Origin of the sequence: Bacillus safensis FO-36b (genome assembly GCF_000691165.1) — a bacterium.
GTDB lineage: Bacteria > Bacillota > Bacilli > Bacillales > Bacillaceae > Bacillus > Bacillus safensis.
Window position 1 is genome coordinate 160247 of sequence record NZ_ASJD01000001.1, and the last position, 19885, is coordinate 180131.

Here is a 19885-nt window from a genome sequence, read left to right on the forward strand (position 1 = left end):
ACTAAAAAAAGTAAACAGCTTTCGATGAAAGATACCCCATGAGGTGATATGGTTGAAGAAATATTTTCTACTATTATTAATTCTGTTCCCTGCGGTGGAAATTAGTTTATTTTTAATCTCAAGTAAAATCATTGGCATTTTGCCAACCATGCTGCTCATCGTGCTGACAAGTGCCTTAGGTGCTTATTTTGCAAGAAAACAAGGTATAGAAGCCTTCCAAAAAGTGCAGCGAGATTTACAATATGGCAAGATGCCAGGGGGAGCGATTGTCGATGGTTTTTGTATTCTAATCGGCGGTCTGCTGCTGCTCATTCCAGGCTTCTTATCGGATCTCATTGGGGCTTTGCTGCTCATTCCGGTGACGAGAAAGGGAATCAAGCCGCTCTTTGAACGCTGGCTTAGAAACATGTCTAATCGCAACCGCTACACGATCATTCGTTAAAGAGACCTTCAGCTGAAGGTCTCTTTTATTTTTGCATTCCATACCGAATGTACTCATAAATATCTCTGAAAACTCCTGCATTACGGAATGCCTGCCACACGACAAGGGAAGCAGGGCCAATCACAAGTCCTAGAAAACCAAACCATTTTAACCCGACAAATAGCGCCACAAGCGTGGCTAAAGGATTAAGTCCGATGGATTTGCTTAAGACTTTTGGCTCTGATATTTGTCTTTGAATGAGGACGACAATATACAAAATGCCCAGTCCAATGGCGAGGGAAAGATTTCCTGTCATAGCAGAATAAATGATCCACGGTAGAAAAACAGTGCCGCTCCCGATATATGGAAGTAAATCGACGAGCCCGATACATAGAGCGATAACGAAGGCATGCTTGACCTTTAAAATGATGAGTCCAATCAATACAATACCAATCGTCATGGCAACAAGCAGAAGCTGAGCCTTCATAAAGCCGGTAATGGCTTTTTTGATTTCAGATAAAATAGCGCGTGTATGCTGCATCCATTTTGCGGGAAAGATACGTGAGCCATATGTTTTTAACGTAAACCAATCTTTCGTGATAAAAAAAGTCGCCAGAGCAGAAAATAACAGTGTGGCTGCTGCATCAGGCAAAAGACCTAAAAAAGCCGGAATAAGCTCGAATGTTTTTGAAAGAAAAGACCCGATTTTTGCGGCCGCTTCATCACCAAGTGCTTGAATTTGTCCCAAAATCGATTCCTTTTGACCTGCTTGAAGCGTATTAAATTGGGCCGTCACATCATGATATAAAGGCAGAATCTTGTCTGTGAAAAATTGCTCTACAATCCCAATCATTTGATCAAGATGACGGGGCAGCACCTTTGCCAAATAAGCACTTCCTGAAATGATTTCCGCAACTAGAAGCGTCATTAAGCCGGCGGCTGCGACTAAAAAGAGCAAGAGCACAATGACCACAACAAATCCTCTTGGCATCCCGGTGATCTCTTCGATTTTGCAGACGGCAGGATGAATTAAACAAGACACGATAAGGGCGATCCAAAAAGGATATAAAAACGGAAAAGACTGATATAAAAAGACAACCGCAAAAACAGCAATGCTGATCATCATCAAACTTCGAAGAAAAATGGCCACATAGGCGTGATTCACACAATCCCCTCCAAAAAACAAGCATGTCCGATACTTCATTTTATTCAAAAAGATTAGTAATATGAAAAGGTCGCAATAAAAAGAAAGAAAGGAGCGGCGTATGTTTACTCAAGCAAATTTGTTTTTGGTTCTTTTACTCGTTATTGCACTTATTGCAAAAAACAATTCGTTAATTGTAGCAGTCTCTGTGCTGATCGCGATTAAGCTGATTGGCCTGGATCAAAAAATTTTCCCGGTTCTCCAATCTAAAGGCATTAATTGGGGGGTCACCGTTATTACCATTGCAGTTCTGGTCCCGATTGCAACAGGTGACATTGGATTTAAGCAGCTTGGAGAAGCGATGAAATCTTCCTATGCTTGGATAGCTCTTGGAGCGGGTATATTAGTAGCATTAATTGCAAAAAACGGGATTGTGCTACTCGAAAATGATCCGCATATTACGGCAGCGCTTGTGTTCGGTACCATTTTGGCAGTCAGCTTATTTAAAGGTGTGGCAGTTGGACCGCTTATCGGGGCTGGAATTGCTTATTTGGCGATGCAGGCTGTGAAATTTTTCAGCGGGTGAAAAGAGAGTGGTTCCTGCCACTTTCTTTTTTAAATTTTTTCTTGCGTGAGCTTTTGCAAAAAAACATAATTAAATATATTAAAAGAAGCAAAATCCCTTTATTCCATGCCTGATATGGGAGACTGGAAAAAAAAATATCAAAAAAAATTATAGTTAAACATTTAACAAATGTCTGATTATTGTTTATAATGGGAATAGGCTTAATTTTGAACTCATTGATCACACAAGAGATATGAGGCTAAAAGCGCTCTAACCGTATAGGTAAATGTAAGCATTTTCTTTTCTGAGCCTGCTATCTTATCCGGATTGGATAGCGCTTTCAAAAAGTGAGAATTCTGCAACGAAGGGGAATCTTTTTAAAAAGGGGAGATTGAACATGACAGCAACAAGAGGTCTTGAAGGTATCGTGGCAACAACTTCATCCGTAAGCTCAATTATTGATGATACTCTTACTTATGTAGGGTACAATATCGATGATTTAACTGAAAAAGCTACATTCGAAGAAATTGTCTACCTGTTATGGCACTTAAAGCTGCCGAATGAGCAGGAGCTGAGTGAATTAAAACAGCAGCTCAATGAAAATGCTCAGATTCCGCAAGAAATCATTGAGCATTTTAAATCTTATTCGCTTGATGGGGTTCATCCAATGTCTGCGATTCGTACAGCAGTATCTTTACTAGGTTTACTTGATGACGAATCAGAGATTATGGACAAAGAAGCGAATTACAGAAAGGCGATTCGCTTACAGGCGAAAATTTCTGGACTAGTCGCTGCGTTTTCACGCATTCGCAAAGGGCTTGAGCCTGTACAGCCAAAAGAAGAATACAGCTATGCTGCAAACTTCTTGTATATGCTAAATGGCGAAGAGCCGTCACCAGTAGAAATTGAAGCCATTGATAAGGCACTTATTCTCCATGCGGATCATGAATTAAACGCATCGACATTTACAGCACGTGTATGTGTTGCTACACTATCAGATATCTACTCTGGTGTGACAGCGGCTATCGGTGCGCTGAAGGGACCGCTTCATGGCGGCGCTAATGAAGGCGTGATGAAGATGCTTTCAGAAATTGGCGAAGTTGAAAACGTAGATTCCTATATTCATGGTAAGCTAGAGAAGAAAGAAAAAATTATGGGCTTTGGCCACCGTGTATACCGTCAAGGCGACCCGCGTGCAAAGCATCTAAAAGAGATGAGCCAGCGTTTAACAAACCTCACTGGCGAGCCGAAATGGTATGAAATGTCTGTTCGCGCAGAGGAAATCGTGACATCAGAGAAAAATCTTCCACCAAATGTTGATTTTTATTCTGCATCTGTATATCACAGTCTTGGGATTGATCATGACTTGTTTACACCAATTTTCGTGATCAGCCGATTCTCTGGATGGATTGCTCACATTCTAGAGCAATATGACAACAACCGTCTCATCCGTCCAAGAGCTGACTACATTGGACCTGATCTTCAAACCTTTGTTCCGATCAGTGAAAGAGACTAATGTTTATAGAATAAGCGGGGGCTGATTTCAAAAGGCCAATCAGCCTCCATATCAACAAAAAAAACGAATCACGTGAAAAACTTCTTTGTTTGCAGACATCAAGCCAAGAAGTTTCAAATATTCACTACATAACCTGGGAGGTAATATCATTGTCACAAGGCGAAAAAATTACAGTTACTGGCGGCGTATTGAATGTACCAAATAATCCAATTATCCCGTTTATTGAAGGGGACGGAATCGGTCCTGACATTTGGAAAGCAGCATCAAGAGTACTTGAAGCAGCTGTAGAAAAAGCATATAAAGGTGAAAAGCAAATCACTTGGAAAGAAGTATATGCAGGTGAGAAAGCTTACAATAAAACTGGAGAGTGGCTTCCTGAGCAAACGCTTGAAGACATTCGCGAATACTTAATTGCGATTAAAGGGCCACTAACAACACCAATTGGCGGAGGAATCCGTTCATTAAACGTGGCACTTAGACAAGAGCTTGATTTATTCACATGCTTACGTCCTGTTCGCTGGTTCAAAGGGGTACCTTCTCCTGTGAAACGTCCAGAAGACACAGATATGGTGATCTTCCGTGAGAACACAGAAGATATCTATGCTGGTATCGAGTATGCAAAAGGTTCAGACGAAGTGAAGAAGTTAATTGACTTCTTAAAAAACGAATTAGGTGTGAATAAAATCCGTTTCCCAGAAACGTCAGGTATCGGAATCAAGCCAGTTTCTGAAGAGGGAACATCCCGTCTTGTCAGAGCGGCTATCCAATATGCAATTGACCAAGGCCGTAAATCTGTGACGCTTGTTCACAAAGGAAACATCATGAAATTTACAGAAGGTGCCTTCAAAAACTGGGGCTACGAAGTGGCTGAAAAAGAGTTTGGCGACAAAGTCTTTACATGGGCACAATATGATCGTATTGTAGAACAAGATGGAAAAGATGCGGCAAACAAAGCGCAGAGTGAAGCAGAAGCTGCTGGCAAAATCATTGTCAAAGACAGCATTGCAGATATTTTCCTTCAACAAATCCTAACTCGTCCAGCTGAGTTCGATGTTGTGGCTACAATGAACTTAAATGGAGATTACATCTCTGATGCACTTGCAGCACAAGTTGGTGGAATTGGTATCGCACCAGGTGCAAACATCAACTACGAAACAGGACACGCTATTTTTGAAGCGACTCACGGAACAGCACCAAAATATGCTGGTCTTGATAAAGTGAATCCATCTTCTGTTCTTCTATCAGGCGTGCTTTTACTTGAGCACCTTGGCTGGCAGGAAGCAGCTGATCTAGTGATTCAATCTGTTGAAAAAACAATTGCATCTAAAGTCGTCACATACGATTTTGCTAGATTAATGGATGGCGCAACAGAAGTGAAATGTTCTGAGTTTGCTGACGAGCTCATCAAAAACTTGTCTTGATTCTTAAACTTTAAAGTTAAAGGGGAAAAAGGAAATGGCAAACAAGCGTAAAAAAGTATCTGTCATCGGAGCAGGTTTTACAGGAGCAACTACAGCATTTCTAACGGCTCAAAAAGAATTAGCGGATGTCGTATTAGTTGATATCCCGCAGCTTGAGAACCCAACAAAAGGGAAAGCTCTTGATATGCTGGAAGCAAGCCCTGTTCAAGGCTTCGATGCGAACATTACAGGCACTTCTAACTACGAAGATACAGCCGGTTCTGATGTCGTGGTCATTACGGCAGGAATTGCAAGAAAGCCGGGAATGAGCCGTGACGATCTCGTGTCAACAAATGAAAAAATCATGCGCAGCGTGACACGCGAAATCGTTAAATATTCTCCAGAAGCCATTATTGTTGTGTTAACAAACCCTGTTGATGCAATGACATATGCCGTTTATAAAGAATCAGGATTACCAAAAGAAAAAGTCATTGGACAATCGGGCATTCTTGATACAGCACGCTTCCGTACGTTTGTTGCTCAAGAATTAAACCTATCTGTCAAAGATGTGACGGGCTTTGTGCTTGGTGGACATGGCGATGACATGGTTCCGCTTGTTCGTTACTCTTACGCAGGCGGTATCCCGCTGGAAACATTGATTCCAAAAGATCGTATTGATGCGATTGTTGAAAGAACAAGAAAAGGCGGCGGCGAAATCGTAAACCTATTAGGTAACGGTAGTGCCTATTATGCACCTGCTGCTTCACTAGTAGAAATGGTTGAGGCGATTCTAAAAGATCAGCGCCGCGTGATCCCAACGATTGCATACCTTGAAGGTGAATATGGCTACGAAGGCATTTACCTTGGTGTACCAACAATCGTAGGTGGAAACGGCCTTGAGCAGATCATTGAGCTTGAGCTGACAGAAGAAGAAAGAAGTCAGCTTGACCGTTCTGTTGAATCTGTTAAGAACGTCATGAAAGTATTGTCTTAATATGAAAAAAAGAAGGCTTCTCTTATGAGGGGCCTTCTTTTTGTTTACAAAACCAATCTTGTCGAAATTTTAAATTGTCCTCTTGTTAAGCTTTCGTTAAAATGAAAGAGAAAGCATGACTTCTCGCTTTTCACATAAGATACAAAAAAACGGATGCAGGGGAAATCACTAATTGGAGGCACAACATGAATAAAAAAATATTAGTTGTGGATGATGAAGAATCGATTGTAACACTTCTAAGCTATAACCTTGAAAGGGCGGGCTATGATGTCGTCACAGCAAGAGATGGGGAAGAAGCGCTTGAAAAAGCAGCAAGTGAACAGCCTGATCTCATTGTATTAGATTTAATGCTTCCGAAAATGGACGGTATTGAAGTGTGCAAACAACTGAGAATTCAAAAAATGATGTTCCCTATTTTAATGCTGACAGCAAAGGACGATGAATTTGATAAGGTGCTCGGTCTTGAACTTGGAGCCGATGATTACATGACAAAGCCATTCAGTCCTAGAGAAGTGGGTGCTCGGGTAAAAGCCATCTTGAGAAGAGCGCAGCAATCTCAGCCTGTCCCCGCGCAAGAGGAGAGGGAAGAGTTCATTGCAGACCAAATTAAAATTGGTGAACTGCGCATTTTACCAGAACACTATGAAGTCTACTTCCAAGAAGAACGCCTAGAGCTTACGCCGAAGGAATTTGAACTGCTGCTTTATTTGGCCAAGCATAAAGGACGTGTCCTCACACGTGATCTGCTGCTAAGTGCCGTTTGGAATTATGACTTTGCAGGTGACACTCGTATTGTGGATGTACATATCAGCCACTTGCGGGACAAAATTGAAAAGAATACGAAAAAACCAACATACATTAAAACCATTCGCGGCTTAGGCTACAAATTGGAGGAGCCAAAGCCAAATGAGTAAAATTCGAACCCGCCTGTTTTCGGGACTTATTTTTCTCCTTTTTATTGTGTTTGTTGCACTTGGCCTTTTTTTGGATCACATGTTCCATGTTTTTTATGAAACTAAATTAACGGAACGAATGGAAAATGAATCGAGCTTTCTTCTTTCTTCCATGGATGGTGATGATCTGCAGGCGAAGCAAAACAAGGAGATCCTCAATCAGGCAAAGCAGCATCTCGATATGAATGCGTCAATTGTGGACCTGAAGGGGAATATCATACATACAACAGGTCAAGCGGAGCAAAGGGGCATCATTCAAAACACACTGAACAATGAACGCCTTCAAACAAAAGGAGTCGTCATTGAGGATGAAAAGGATGCGCTGTTTCATTACGCAGTCCCTATCCTGAAACAAAATGAACCGGCAGGCTATTTATTTCTCCATGCGTCATTCCAGCCTTTAAATGAAATTGACGGCCAGCTTTGGCTCGCATTAGCCGTTTGTCTTGGAACGGCGATTATTATTATCGTTTTCTTTGGATACCGCATGTCGATGAAATATGTAAAACCGATAGATTATGCCACAAAGGTAGCCAAACAGCTGGAACGCGGGAACTATGATACCAATCATTATGAAGAGCTTATCATTGAAACAAGTGAGCTTAATACATCAATGAAGCGCCTGGCAGAAAGCCTTCAAGAAATGACAAGCACTGGGGAGATGCAGCGAGACCGTCTGCAAACAGTCATTGAAAACATCGGAGCAGGGATTATTTTGATTGATAAGATGGGGTATATTAACCTAGTCAATCGAACTTTCCGCAAGCAGTTTAAGGTGCAAAAGCATATTTACATGCACAAGCTGTATCATGAAGCATTTACACATGAAGAAATTATTGAGCTGATTGACGAAATTTTCATGACAGAAACGAAGGTGCGGAAGTTTTTACGCCTGGCCGTTGACATTGAACGGCGCTACTTCCAGGTGGATGGTGTTCCCATTTTAAGTACAGACGATGAATGGAAAGGAATAGTCCTTGTGTTTCATGACGTGACAGAAACAAAGCAGCTGGAGCAGATGCGAAAAGATTTTGTCGCCAATGTGTCTCACGAATTAAAGACACCGATTACGTCGATTAAAGGATTCTCCGAAACTCTTCTTGATGGAGCGATTGATGACAAAGAAGCGCTGACACAATTCCTTTCCATCATTCTAAAAGAGAGTGTCCGTCTCGAAACACTCATTCAAGATTTACTCGATCTTTCCAAAATCGAGCAGCAGCATTTCAAACTGAATATTCAAGACGCCAATGCGACAGAAATCATTCAAGAGATTGAAGTCCTTTTAAAACAAAAGGCTGCAGAAAAAGGCATTCAACTACAAGTGCGTATCCCGAAAGAGCCTGTCTATGTGATGGCAGATCCGCTGAGGTTAAAACAAATCTTCCTCAATCTCGTGAACAATGCCCTTACCTATACACCAGAGGGAGGGAGTGTCACCATTTCGGCAAGACCGCGGAAAGGCGCCTATGAATTTGATGTAGCAGATACAGGAATCGGCATGAAGAAAAGCGAGATTCCAAGAATATTTGAGAGATTTTATCGAATTGATAAAGATAGAAGTAGAAATTCAGGCGGTACAGGACTTGGTCTTGCCATCGTCAAACACCTTGTGGAGGCGCATGAAGGGACGATTTCGGTCCATAGCAAACAAGGTAAAGGAACGACTTTTACAGTGAGCCTGAAATCAAAATAGGGAAAAAGGAAAGTCGCGTTAAAATTTACATGATCTTTACAATGGATTCATGTTTAGTTAAACAATCATTGGTAGGATGAATAGGAACCCCTTCATCCAAGGAGCCAATTTTGTAAGGACGAAAACACTTGTTGTTTTCGTCCCTTTTTTTATGCAGGTTCGACTATTTTCTTTTCAAAATAAACTTTGATAAAATGATGATACAATGTGTGAAAGAGACGGCTGAAATGGCTCAGCCGATGGAGGATTAAAACATGACAGACAAAAAGAAATTAGTACTAGTGGATGGAAACAGTCTCGCATATCGAGCTTTTTTTGCTTTGCCGCTATTATCAAATGATAAAGGCGTCCATACAAATGCCATTTATGGCTTTGCGATGATCTTAATGAAGATGCTCGAGGACGAGAAGCCAACCCATATGCTCGTCGCATTTGATGCGGGAAAAACAACATTCCGCCACGAGACATTTAAAGAATATAAAGGCGGAAGACAAAAAACGCCGCCAGAGCTATCAGAACAAATGCCGTTCATCCGTGAGTTATTAGATGCCTATCAGGTGAAAAGGTACGAGCTTCCTCAATACGAGGCAGACGATATTATCGGGACATTGGCTGTGGAGGCAGAAAAAGACGGCTTTGAAGTCAAAATTTTCTCAGGAGATAAGGACTTAACGCAGCTCTCAACAGACCATACGACGGTGGCAATTACGAAAAAAGGCATTACAGAAGTAGAATATTACACACCGGCTCATATTGAAGAGAAATATGGCCTGCGCCCAGATCAAATCATCGATATGAAAGGTTTGATGGGAGATTCCTCAGATAATATCCCAGGGGTGCCGGGTGTAGGCGAAAAAACAGCGATTAAATTGTTAAAGCAGTTTGAAACGGTTGAAAACCTGCTTGAACATATTGACGAAGTCAGCGGTAAAAAACTCAAAGAAAAGCTTGAAGAATATAAAGAGCAAGCGGTGATGAGTAAAAAACTCGCAACGATTCTTGTAGAAGCGCCAATTGATGTATCAAGCAAGGATCTCGCATATGAAGGTCCTCATATGGATCAAGTGATCTCTCTTTATAAAGAACTAGGCTTTCAAACGCTGCTAGAGCGTCTAGGAGAAGCACCAGAAACAGGTGAACAGGTCGAAGTAGAAGCATTAGAAGTGAAAAAAATGACCGAAGTAACGGATGAGTTGCTGACAGATCAAGCTGCTCTTGTGGTAGAGCAGCTTGGAGATAATTATCATGAAGCAGATTTGATTGGTTTTGCGATCCATAATGAAAATGGTGCGTTTTTTATCACGAAAGAAGATGCGCTTCAATCAGACGCATTTAAACAATGGGTACAGGATGAAACGAAGAAGAAATGGGTCTTTGATTCAAAAAGAGCAGTTGTCGCCCTCAGATGGCATGATGTCGATCTAAAAGGTGTCGATAACGATGTCCTGCTCGCTTCCTATGTCGTCAACCCTCAGAAATCGTATGAGGACGTCGCAAGTGTGGCGAAGGAATATGGTCTTAACATCGCTCTTTCTGATGAAAAAGTGTACGGAAAAGGAGCAAAGCAGGCGATTCCACCTGAAGATGAACTGAAGGAACATCTTGGACGAAAAGCAGCGGCGATCTCTGCTCTGCATGATTTAACACTTGAAGCGTTAGAAAAAAATGATCAGCATGAACTATATGAAGACTTAGAGCTGCCGCTTGCCCTCATCTTAGGTGAAATGGAATCCCTTGGGGTAAAGGTAGATATTGAGCGCCTAGAGAAGATGGGTGAAGAGTTAACGAAAAAGCTGAAAGAATATGAAGAAACCATTCACCGCTTAGCAGGTGAAACATTTAACATCAATTCTCCTAAACAGCTTGGCGTGATTCTTTTTGAAAAATTAGGACTGCCGATTATTAAAAAGACAAAGACGGGCTACTCGACATCTGCGGATGTTCTTGAAAAGCTTGAAGATAAGCACGAGATCATTCGGTCCATTCTGCATTACCGCCAAATTGGAAAGCTCCAATCGACCTATGTGGAAGGCTTAATGAAAGTAACGCGCAAGGATACCCATAAAGTGCATACACGATTTAATCAAGCGCTCACGCAAACAGGAAGACTAAGCTCGACAGACCCAAACCTGCAAAACATCCCAATTCGTTTAGAAGAAGGACGAAAGATTCGACAAGCATTCGTTCCATCAAAAGAAGGCTGGCTCATGTTTGCTGCTGACTATTCACAAATTGAGCTGCGTGTACTCGCTCATATTTCTCAGGATGAGAATTTGATCGAAGCGTTTACGCAAGATATGGATATTCACACGAAGACAGCGATGGACGTGTTCCATGTCTCAGAAGAAGAAGTGACTTCCTCTATGAGAAGACAAGCCAAGGCTGTCAACTTCGGTATTGTATATGGGATCAGTGATTATGGGTTATCTCAAAACCTTGGGATCACAAGAAAAGAAGCAGCTGCCTTTATCGAACGCTATTTAACAAGCTTTAAAGGCGTGAAAACCTATATGGAAGAGATCGTGCAGGAAGCGAAACAAAAAGGATATGTCACGACGCTTCTCAAACGCAGACGGTATATCCCGGATATCACAAGCCGTAATTTTAATATCAAAAGCTTTGCCGAACGAACAGCCATGAACACACCGATCCAAGGAAGTGCAGCTGATATTATTAAAAAGGCCATGATTGATATGGCGCGTAAATTAAAAGAAGAAAACTTGCAGGCAAATCTTTTATTACAGGTGCACGATGAATTGATTTTCGAAGCGCCGAAAGAAGAAATTGCCATACTCGAAAAAATTGTTCCTGAAGTCATGGAAAATGCACTTCAGCTAGATGTGCCGCTAAAAGTTGATTTTGCTTCAGGGCCATCTTGGTACGACGCAAAATAATAGAGAGAGAAAAAGGAGCGGGGAGCATGCCGGAATTACCAGAAGTTGAAACCGTCCGGCGCACACTCAAGCGGTTAGTCGAAGGAAAGACGATTGAAACGGTCAATATCAAATGGCCAAATATCATCAAACGTCCTGGGGAGCCGGAAGAGTTCGCAAGAAGGATGGTAGGAGAAACGATACAAACCATTGAAAGAAGAGGAAAGTTCCTGCTCTTTCATTTAGACCACTACGTAATGGTCTCCCATTTAAGGATGGAAGGGAAATACCGTGTACATGAAGCGCATGAGCCATACGATAAACATGTACACGTCGTCTTTACATTTACAGACGGTACTGAGCTTCGGTATCATGATGTGCGTAAATTTGGCACGATGCATTTATTTCATCCGGGTGAAGAAGAAAAGGAACTCCCGCTCTCGCAGCTGGGGTATGAGCCTTTTGATGATCAATTCACTCCGGAATATTTATGGGAGCAATTGGAAAAAACTTCCCGTGTGGTCAAAACAGCGCTGCTTGATCAAAAGATTGTCGTGGGACTAGGTAATATTTATGTAGATGAGGTTTTGTTTAAAGCAGGCATTCATCCAGAAACAAAAGCGAATCAGCTCAGCCTTGAATCGTGCAAAGTGCTTCACAGGCATATTATCGATACACTTCAAGTAGCGGTAGATGCAGGAGGAAGCACGATTCGCTCATATATCAATTCACAAGGTGATATTGGAACATTTCAGCTGCAGCTTCTTGTGTATGACCGGCGGGGAGAGCCTTGTCAAACATGCGGAAGCATCATTGAGAAAACAGTAGTCGGAGGGCGCGGCACTCATTTTTGTGTGACCTGCCAAAAGCGTCCTCAATAAAAATCAGCCATCAGCATGCTTCCTTTTTGCTGTGCATACGATAAAAAACATTCATTTTTCAGCAAGGTGTAGACTGACACACAGCCCACCTGCTCTTCATATAGTGAAGAAGAGTCTAAGGACGCCTAGAGACTCTTGATCATCGTTGCATGAACAGAAAGGAAGAGTTCAGGTATGATTTCGATTTCGCTCCTGTTTTTAGCTATTGCAGTCAGCATTGACAGCTTTTCTGTAGGATTTACGTATGGACTTCGTAAAATGAAGATTCCATTTAAAGCGATTGTCATTATTGCGTGCTGTTCAGGGATTGTGCTGCTCATTTCCATGCTGATTGGCAGCCTGCTGACGACATTCCTCCCTGTCTCAGTGACAGATAAACTTGGTGGAGGCATTTTAATCGCCATTGGACTTTGGGTCCTTTATCAATTTTACAAACCAGCGAAAGAGCGTGATTTGCTCCTTCATGAAAAGACATTGCTCAATGTGGAAGTGCAATCGCTTGGTCTTGTCATTCAAATTTTGCGAAAGCCGACAAGTGCAGATATTGACCGTTCTGGGACGATCAATGGAATAGAAGCGGTGCTTCTTGGGATTGCTTTATCCATTGATGCATTTGGCGCAGGGATTGGCGCTGCGATTCTAGGCTTTTCTCCAATTGTCATGAGTATCACTGTGGCCGTGATGAGCTCACTTTTTGTGTGTATCGGGCTCCGTTCCGGTCATTACTTGGCCAATTGGCGCTGGATCGATAAACTTGCATGCTTACCAGGGCTTCTGCTCATTTTAATTGGAGTGTGGAAGCTGTAAAGGAGGAAATCAATTGACGCTTGTCATTGGATTAACAGGCGGGATTGCTAGTGGAAAAAGCACCGTCTCGCAAATGATAAAAGAGCAGGGCATCCGGGTCGTGGACGCAGATGTCATTGCAAAAGAAGCAGTTGCCAAAGGAACACCAGCTCTTCAACAAATCGTTCAAACCTTTGGTGAGGATGTTCTCCTGCCAAATGGGGAGCTGAACCGGCAGCAGCTTGGAGCCGTCATTTTTTCTGATGAAGAGAAAAGAAAGCAGCTGAATGCGATTGTTCATCCTGAAGTGAGAAAAGAAATGCTCAAACAGAGAGATGAAGGGGTTAGTCAGAAGGAAACCTTCGTTGTCCTCGATATCCCGCTTTTATTTGAAAGTCAGCTGGAAAGTCTCGTCGACCGCATCATTGTGGTGTATACAACGCCCGAATTGCAGCTGTCGCGGCTCATGAATCGAAATGACCTCAGCGAGGAAGAAGCGCTGAATCGTATTCACTCTCAGCAGCCTCTTGAGGAGAAATGTAAAAAAGCAGACCGCGTGATAGAGAACACACAAGATCTCGCGTTTATTAGAAAGCAATTGCAGAACATATTAAATGAATGGGAACATACAGATAAGTAAGAGTACATACACGTACTCTTCTTTTTTTATGCTTTATTCTGATTTCCTTTGAAAAGAACAGCCCTTTTTAGAAAATATACGTTTATATACTGGCAATTACATTCTAATGTGATATACTAATTTCATAAATAAATTTATTGAGTATAACACATAATAGAGGAGTGACCTGTTCATGAAGGTAAAAGCAGCGATCAATGGGTTTGGCAGAATTGGACGCATGGTCTTCAGAAAAGCAATGCTTGATGATCAAATTCAAATTGTAGCGGTGAACGCAAGCTATCCTGCCGAAACGCTAGCACATTTAATTAAATATGACACAAATCATGGACGTTACGAATGTGATGTGACAGCAGAAGATGACGCCTTGATTGTGAATGGCAAAAGAGTTCTTTTGCTTAATAATAGAGACCCGAAGCAGCTTCCATGGGGAGAGCTTGGGATTGATATCGTCATTGAAGCAACAGGTAAATTTAATTCAAAAGATCAAGCGATGGGCCATATAGATGCCGGAGCGAAAAAAGTCGTTCTAACAGCTCCAGGTAAAAATGAAGACATTACGATTGTGATGGGTGTCAATGAGGATGATCTTGATCCTGAAAAGCACGTCATTATTTCAAACGCATCTTGTACAACAAACTGTTTAGCACCAGTTGTGAAACTGTTAGATGATGAATTTGGCATCGACAATGGTTTAATGACAACGGTTCATGCTTATACAAATGATCAAAAAAATATCGATAACCCGCATAAGGATCTGCGCCGGGCAAGAGCATGTGCTCAGTCCATTATTCCAACTACGACGGGTGCCGCTAAAGCGCTTTCTTTAGTGCTTCCGCACATGAAAGGGAAATTACACGGACTTGCACTCCGCGTACCAGTTTCCAATGTGTCGATGGTTGATCTTGTCGTTGACTTGAAAAAAGATGTCACAGCAGAAGAAGTCAATGCAGCCTTCTCGAATGCATCTAAAACATCTCTTGCCGGTATTTTAGATTACACAGATGAGCCGCTTGTCTCTACGGACTTTAACACAAATCCTTATTCAGCAGTCGTTGATGGACTGACAACGATGGTAATGGAAGGGAGAAAAGTGAAAGTTCTTGCATGGTATGACAATGAATGGGGTTATTCATGCCGAGTGGTTGACCTTGTAAAGTTTGTCGGCGCACAGATGAAAGAGCTGTCTGCTGTTTGAAATGAAGAAGACGATCGTCCCTTTTCAAGAAATGAGAGAAAATCCCACTAAAAACACAGCTTGCAAAATGGGTCTAAACAAAGTATACTATTTTTCGTGAACTTCTTGTTCGCAGACTCATTCGGGTATACTTAAAGGGTTAGGACCTCTTAGGACTAACTTTCCCCCGTGGTATATGTCCGGTCCGGCTGCTTAGAACTTCACTCTTTCATTCTTGTTTAAAGGGGGGTCCATGATGGAAACAATCGGACGTCACGTTATCTCCGAGCTATGGGGATGCGACTGTGATAAACTGAACGACATGGATTTTATTGAAAAAACGTTTGTAAATGCAGCTTTGAAATCAGGAGCTGAGGTAAGAGAGGTTGCTTTTCACAAATTTGCACCTCAAGGAGTAAGTGGAGTTGTCATTATTTCTGAATCTCATCTGACAATTCACAGCTTTCCTGAACATGGTTATGCGAGCATAGATGTTTATACTTGCGGTGACCTAGATCCGAATATTGCAGCAGATCATATCGGAGATGAATTAGGTGCTGAAACAAGAGAAAACATCGAAATTCCTCGAGGCATGGGACCTGTACAAGTAAAACAGGCACAAGCCAAAGCACTGTAAACATAAAAAAGATTGCAATGGGAGCTGGCCAAAAGCATTGAATGCCTTTGTGTTATGCTCCTTTTTATATTTTTTTGATAAAAAATCCAACATTCCCCAGCTTGTCTATACTTTTGTTCTAGGAAAACAAAGGTTTTTTTTATAAAATAAAGAAAGAGGCATTATGGCAAAGGGGATACGTGTATGACTTTAAGACAAAAGTTTAAACGGTTCATGTCAAACCATACAGAAACATCTGACGAGCATCCAGTGTCAGAACTGAAAAGCCATTACTACAAATCGACGAATACACAAGTTTTTCAAGCGGTGGAAACCATTCTTTCCCGAAGCGATTCTTATCAAGTGACATCTGTTTCAGCAGAACGAGGTGAAATCAGCGCAAACATACGATTGCCGAAAAAAGCCTTTCTTGTGGCGACTGTCATTTCAATTCGTCCTTTTGAAACAGCTGTCGATTTTAATGTAACAACAGAAACGGCCCTGCCAACAGATTTCGGCTATAGTCAAAAGACCGTTCTGTCCCTTTATGATGAACTAGACAAACAACTTCCAAGAATAGATCGGAGCTGATGAAATGAAATGTCCCACATGTCAGCACCTTGGCACAAGGGTGCTTGATTCAAGACCAGTAGATGAAGGGAAATCCATCCGTCGCAGAAGAGAGTGCGAAAGCTGCCAATATCGCTTTACGACGTTTGAAAAATTAGAAGAATTACCGCTGATTGTGGTGAAAAAAGAAGGGATTCGAGAAGAATTCAGCCGCGAAAAAATGCTGAGAGGACTCATCAAAGCGTGTGAAAAGCGTCCTGTCGCTTTAAAGCAGCTGGAGGATGTCTGCTTTAATATTGAAAAAGAACTGCGCAATCAAGGCATGTCAGAGGTGAAAAGCGAGCTTGTAGGTGAAATGGTCATGGACGAGCTGGCGAAAATTGATGAAGTGTCTTACGTCAGGTTTGCCTCGGTTTACCGGCAGTTTAAAGACATTAATGTCTTTATTGATGAATTAAAAGATCTTTTAAAGAAAGAACGCTAAAAAGAGCTGGAGATTCTTCATGCTCTTTTTCCTGCGTAAAGCGTAAAACGCAAAAAGAGTGTACAATGGAAACAATCGCAATTCATGGGGAGGATCAGCATATGACAGAGCATTGGAAGGAAGTGCTAGCCGTCGATCCGTATGTCGTCAAAAGCGCTTCATTGCTCGGTGACATCGATAGACAGCTCATCACTCTTTTATATCAGCCGCTTATTGGCATGTCCGCTTTCAGCTTATACATGACGCTGTGGGGAGAGCTGGAACAAAATCGTATGTGGGGGAAACCTGCACCTCATCGGCAGCTCATGGTCATGCTGCAAACGAATTTAAATGATATTTTTGAGGAACGTTTAAAGCTTGAAGCGATCGGCTTACTCCGCACATATGAACAGGAAACGGAAGAAGGCAGACTGTTTACATATGAGCTTGTACCGCCGCTAAGACCAGATGAATTTTTCCAAGATGGTATGCTGAATGTCCTGCTGTACCATCGTGTAGAGAAAGCAAAATATATGCAGCTGCGTAATTATTTCTCTTATCCGGGTGTTCCTGCAGAAGCAAAGAATATTTCACGGTCGTTTGAAGAAGTGTTTCACGTATTGCAGCCAGGCGAGCGCAAGATGACAGAAGAAATTCATCAGGCGTCATCGCTAGATGAAGGCTATGAATATGTGACCGTTGGATCGAGTCAGCCGGCACCGCTCTCGGACGAATCCTTTGATTTCGATCTATTATTAGCGGGTATGTCTGACATGATGATTCCAAGAAAGGCTTTGACAAAGCAGGTAAAAGAAACAATTAAGAAGTTAGCTGTTGTATACGGCATCACCCCGCTTCAAATGCAAAATATTGTAGCAGGTGCATGCGGTTCGGATCAAATGATCTCAACAGAAGAGCTGAGAAAAGCAGCAAGAGACTGGTACCAAATTGAATACAGAGGCGAACAGCCAAAGCTGATTGATCAAAAACAGCCAAGACACTTGCGCCAAGATGCTTCAAAGACGCAGGCGGCAGATACTCCAGATGCAAAATTAATTGAAAAGCTGGATCATATTTCGCCTAGGGAGCTGCTAAAAGACATGGCAGATGGCATTGAGCCAACATATGCCGACTTAAGAATTGTCGAAGATATCATGCTCGAGCAGCAGCTAGAGCCAGGTGTCATGAATGTTCTCATCTACTATACATTACTCAAAACAGATATGAAGCTGTCGAAAGCATATATGCAAAAAATCGCTTCTCATTGGGTGAGAAAGAAAATCAAAACCGTTGCTGCGGCCATGAAAATTGCAAAAGAAGAGAACAGACAAATGACAGAGTGGGCGCAGCAGAAAAAGCAGCGCAGCCCATATGGTTCAGGAAAAGTCGTCCGGGAAGAGAAACTGCCTGACTGGATGAAAGAAACCGAAACAAAAGAACAGCCGGCAAAAGAGCAAACGGACAATCTGTCTACAGAAGACCTTGAACGAGAAAAAGAAAAACTGTTAGATCAGTTTAAAAATATGAAAAAGTACAATGCACATTAAGGTGAGGTGAGATGGGATGAAACCGATCGGTCGTTCATTTGAACAGCTAAAAGGACGAGTAGATTTTCGCGTGAGATACAATCAGATTAAAGAAAGTGTGTTGTCTGATGAAGATGTGAAGGCATTTTTACAGAAGCATCAAGAAGAGATACATGAAGACATGATCAATCGCAGCTTGAACCGGCTCTTTGAATATGTGCAGCAGTCGAAGGGCTGCTCTTACTGCTTAGATGACGAAAACGTCAATGCCATTTTAGATGGGTATCACCCGAAGCTTGTGATCAAAGGTCAGAGTATTGATATTGAATATTCCCCTTGCCTGGTCAAGCTGCGGCTCGATAGACAGAAAAAACAGCAAGAGCTGATGAAAAGCATGTATATTCCGCAAAATGTCCTTCAAGCGACGTTCGCTGATCTGAACGTTGTGGGAAGACAAGAGGTCATTCAAAAAGTAGGTCAATTCCTCCAAAGCTATGATGAGACTGGAAAAGGAAAAGGCTTGTATTTACACGGAAAGTTTGGAGTAGGAAAAACGTATATACTAGCAGCTATTGCGCAGCAGCTAGCGGAAAAAGAGTACCCATCTCTCCTTGTTTACGTTCCTGAATTTGTAAGAGAGTTAAAAAATTCATTAGCTGATCATACGCTAGAAGAAAAGCTGAATATGGTTAAATCCACTCCTATTTTAATGCTTGATGATATTGGGGCAGAATCGATGACAAGCTGGGTGCGGGATGAACTGCTCGGTACGATCTTACAATACCGTATGGCAGAACAGCTGCCGACATTTTTCTCTTCTAATTTCTCCCCAAATGAGCTGAAGCATCACTTTACGTACTCGCAGCGGGGGGAAAAAGAAGAGGTCAAAGCCGCTCGTTTAATGGAACGGATTCTCTATTTAGCAGAGCCTGTCTTGCTCGAAGGAGAAAACCGCCGTCATTTATAAAAGCGTATGTCACCTGAAGGAGGAGCAATTGAAATGAACAAAAGAAAATGGCTGCTTTTTCTTGTGATTGGCATTCTTGCTGCTGCGCTGTGGTGGCTGAATAAACAGCATCTTCAGCTGGCGCCGAAAGATGTGAAGAATTGGGTGCTTCAATTTGGAATGCTGGCTCCCTTTGTTTTTCTTTTCTTATCTCTTTTCCGCCCGTTTGTTCTCGTCCCGATTACGGTCTTTTCGCTTGCGGCGGGTTTGGCATTCGGCAGTGTCCTTGGGACGATTTATGCCCTCATTGGAGCGACAGCCGGGGCAACAGGCTCCTTCATGATTGCTTCAACCTTTCGAGCAAAAAAGAAGGAAACGGAATCAAACAGCCGGAAGCTGAAAGCGGTGACGTCCCGTATTCAGGAGCATGGATTTCTTTATATTTTGTTATTGCGTATTGCACCGATTCATTTTGATTTTGTCAGCTATGCGGCAGCCGCTTCACGTGCAAATTATCGTGCATTTGTGGCAGCCACCTTTTTAGGCTTAATACCGGGTACAATTGCGTTAAATGTTCTCGGCTCAAGCTTTGTCAGCGGCAATTATGCCGCCTTAGCGGTTGTTTGTTTGATTTATTTGATCTTTATCTCTGTTCCACTCATTTTAAAAAGAAAGATGCCTGATTTATTTTAGGCGTCTATTTTTTATGTTCCCCCCATAT

19 protein-coding genes are annotated in these 19885 nt (G+C 42.1%); 18 read left to right on the plus strand and 1 reads right to left on the minus strand.

Going from position 1 to position 19885, the window contains the following annotated elements; translation table 11 throughout:
* The first annotated feature begins 52 nt into the window (after positions 1-52).
* Positions 53-442, plus strand: a complete 390-nt coding sequence (locus BA81_RS00820; protein WP_024424793.1) for an FxsA family protein — start codon at positions 53-55, stop codon at positions 440-442.
* A gap of 25 nt (positions 443-467) precedes the next feature.
* Here BA81_RS00820 and ytvI read toward each other — a convergent pair whose 3' ends face one another.
* Positions 468-1586 (minus strand): sporulation integral membrane protein YtvI, encoded by a 1119-nt coding sequence (gene ytvI / locus BA81_RS00825; RefSeq protein ID WP_034279643.1) that lies wholly within the window; start codon positions 1584-1586, stop codon positions 468-470.
* Between the two features lie 100 nt (positions 1587-1686).
* On the opposite strand from ytvI, the gene BA81_RS00830 reads away from it, so the two are divergent.
* The 17 genes from BA81_RS00830 to BA81_RS00910 all read left to right on the plus strand — a co-directional run bounded on the left by BA81_RS00830 (position 1687) and on the right by BA81_RS00910 (position 19857).
* Positions 1687-2151, plus strand: a complete 465-nt coding sequence (locus tag BA81_RS00830) for a DUF441 domain-containing protein (RefSeq protein ID WP_024424791.1) — start codon at positions 1687-1689, stop codon at positions 2149-2151.
* A gap of 376 nt (positions 2152-2527) precedes the next feature.
* On the plus strand, positions 2528-3646 hold the full coding sequence (citZ, locus tag BA81_RS00835; RefSeq protein ID WP_024424790.1) for a citrate synthase: 1119 nt from the start codon (positions 2528-2530) through the stop codon (positions 3644-3646).
* A gap of 149 nt (positions 3647-3795) precedes the next feature.
* Positions 3796-5067, plus strand: coding sequence for an NADP-dependent isocitrate dehydrogenase (gene icd / locus BA81_RS00840; protein WP_024424789.1), 1272 nt, complete (start codon positions 3796-3798; stop codon positions 5065-5067).
* A gap of 34 nt (positions 5068-5101) precedes the next feature.
* Positions 5102-6040: a malate dehydrogenase gene (gene mdh, locus BA81_RS00845; protein ID WP_008356047.1), complete on the plus strand. Its 939-nt coding sequence runs from the start codon at positions 5102-5104 to the stop codon at positions 6038-6040.
* A gap of 185 nt (positions 6041-6225) precedes the next feature.
* A complete protein-coding gene (locus tag BA81_RS00850; RefSeq protein ID WP_034279648.1) occupies positions 6226-6954 on the plus strand; it encodes a response regulator transcription factor in 729 nt (242 codons plus the stop codon).
* The gene (pnpS, locus tag BA81_RS00855; RefSeq protein ID WP_034279651.1) at positions 6947-8689 is read left to right on the plus strand and encodes a two-component system histidine kinase PnpS; all 1743 of its coding nucleotides are present in this window, start codon (positions 6947-6949) and stop codon (positions 8687-8689) included. The genes BA81_RS00850 and pnpS overlap by 8 nt, the downstream gene beginning before the upstream one ends.
* 254 nt (positions 8690-8943) lie before the next feature.
* Positions 8944-11583 carry a DNA polymerase I gene (gene polA / locus BA81_RS00860; protein ID WP_034279654.1) on the plus strand — a complete coding sequence of 880 codons (2640 nt, stop codon included), beginning with the start codon at positions 8944-8946 and terminating at the stop codon, positions 11581-11583.
* 26 nt (positions 11584-11609) lie between these two features.
* Entirely contained in the window at positions 11610-12443 is an 834-nt protein-coding gene (gene mutM, locus BA81_RS00865; protein ID WP_034279657.1) for a DNA-formamidopyrimidine glycosylase, read from the plus strand.
* Between the two features lie 174 nt (positions 12444-12617).
* On the plus strand, positions 12618-13250 hold the full coding sequence (gene ytaF / locus BA81_RS00870) for a sporulation membrane protein YtaF (RefSeq protein WP_034279660.1): 633 nt from the start codon (positions 12618-12620) through the stop codon (positions 13248-13250).
* Positions 13251-13263: 13 nt separating this feature from the next.
* Positions 13264-13869 carry a dephospho-CoA kinase gene (gene coaE, locus BA81_RS00875; RefSeq protein WP_034279663.1) on the plus strand — a complete coding sequence of 202 codons (606 nt, stop codon included), beginning with the start codon at positions 13264-13266 and terminating at the stop codon, positions 13867-13869.
* A 172-nt stretch (positions 13870-14041) separates the two neighbouring features.
* Entirely contained in the window at positions 14042-15064 is a 1023-nt protein-coding gene (locus tag BA81_RS00880; RefSeq protein WP_024425707.1) for a glyceraldehyde-3-phosphate dehydrogenase, read from the plus strand.
* 235 nt (positions 15065-15299) lie between these two features.
* The gene (gene speD, locus BA81_RS00885) at positions 15300-15680 is read left to right on the plus strand and encodes an adenosylmethionine decarboxylase (protein WP_003216492.1); all 381 of its coding nucleotides are present in this window, start codon (positions 15300-15302) and stop codon (positions 15678-15680) included.
* Between the two features lie 183 nt (positions 15681-15863).
* Positions 15864-16250, plus strand: a complete 387-nt coding sequence (locus BA81_RS00890) for a hypothetical protein (protein ID WP_034279668.1) — start codon at positions 15864-15866, stop codon at positions 16248-16250.
* A 4-nt stretch (positions 16251-16254) separates the two neighbouring features.
* Positions 16255-16713, plus strand: coding sequence for a transcriptional regulator NrdR (gene nrdR, locus BA81_RS00895; RefSeq protein WP_003216720.1), 459 nt, complete (start codon positions 16255-16257; stop codon positions 16711-16713).
* A 101-nt stretch (positions 16714-16814) separates the two neighbouring features.
* A complete protein-coding gene (dnaB, locus tag BA81_RS00900; RefSeq protein WP_034280722.1) occupies positions 16815-18239 on the plus strand; it encodes a replicative helicase loading/DNA remodeling protein DnaB in 1425 nt (474 codons plus the stop codon).
* A gap of 16 nt (positions 18240-18255) precedes the next feature.
* Positions 18256-19185, plus strand: coding sequence for a primosomal protein DnaI (gene dnaI / locus BA81_RS00905; protein ID WP_034279671.1), 930 nt, complete (start codon positions 18256-18258; stop codon positions 19183-19185).
* A 33-nt stretch (positions 19186-19218) separates the two neighbouring features.
* Positions 19219-19857, plus strand: coding sequence for a TVP38/TMEM64 family protein (locus tag BA81_RS00910; protein ID WP_034280725.1), 639 nt, complete (start codon positions 19219-19221; stop codon positions 19855-19857).
* Positions 19858-19885: the final 28 nt, after the last annotated feature.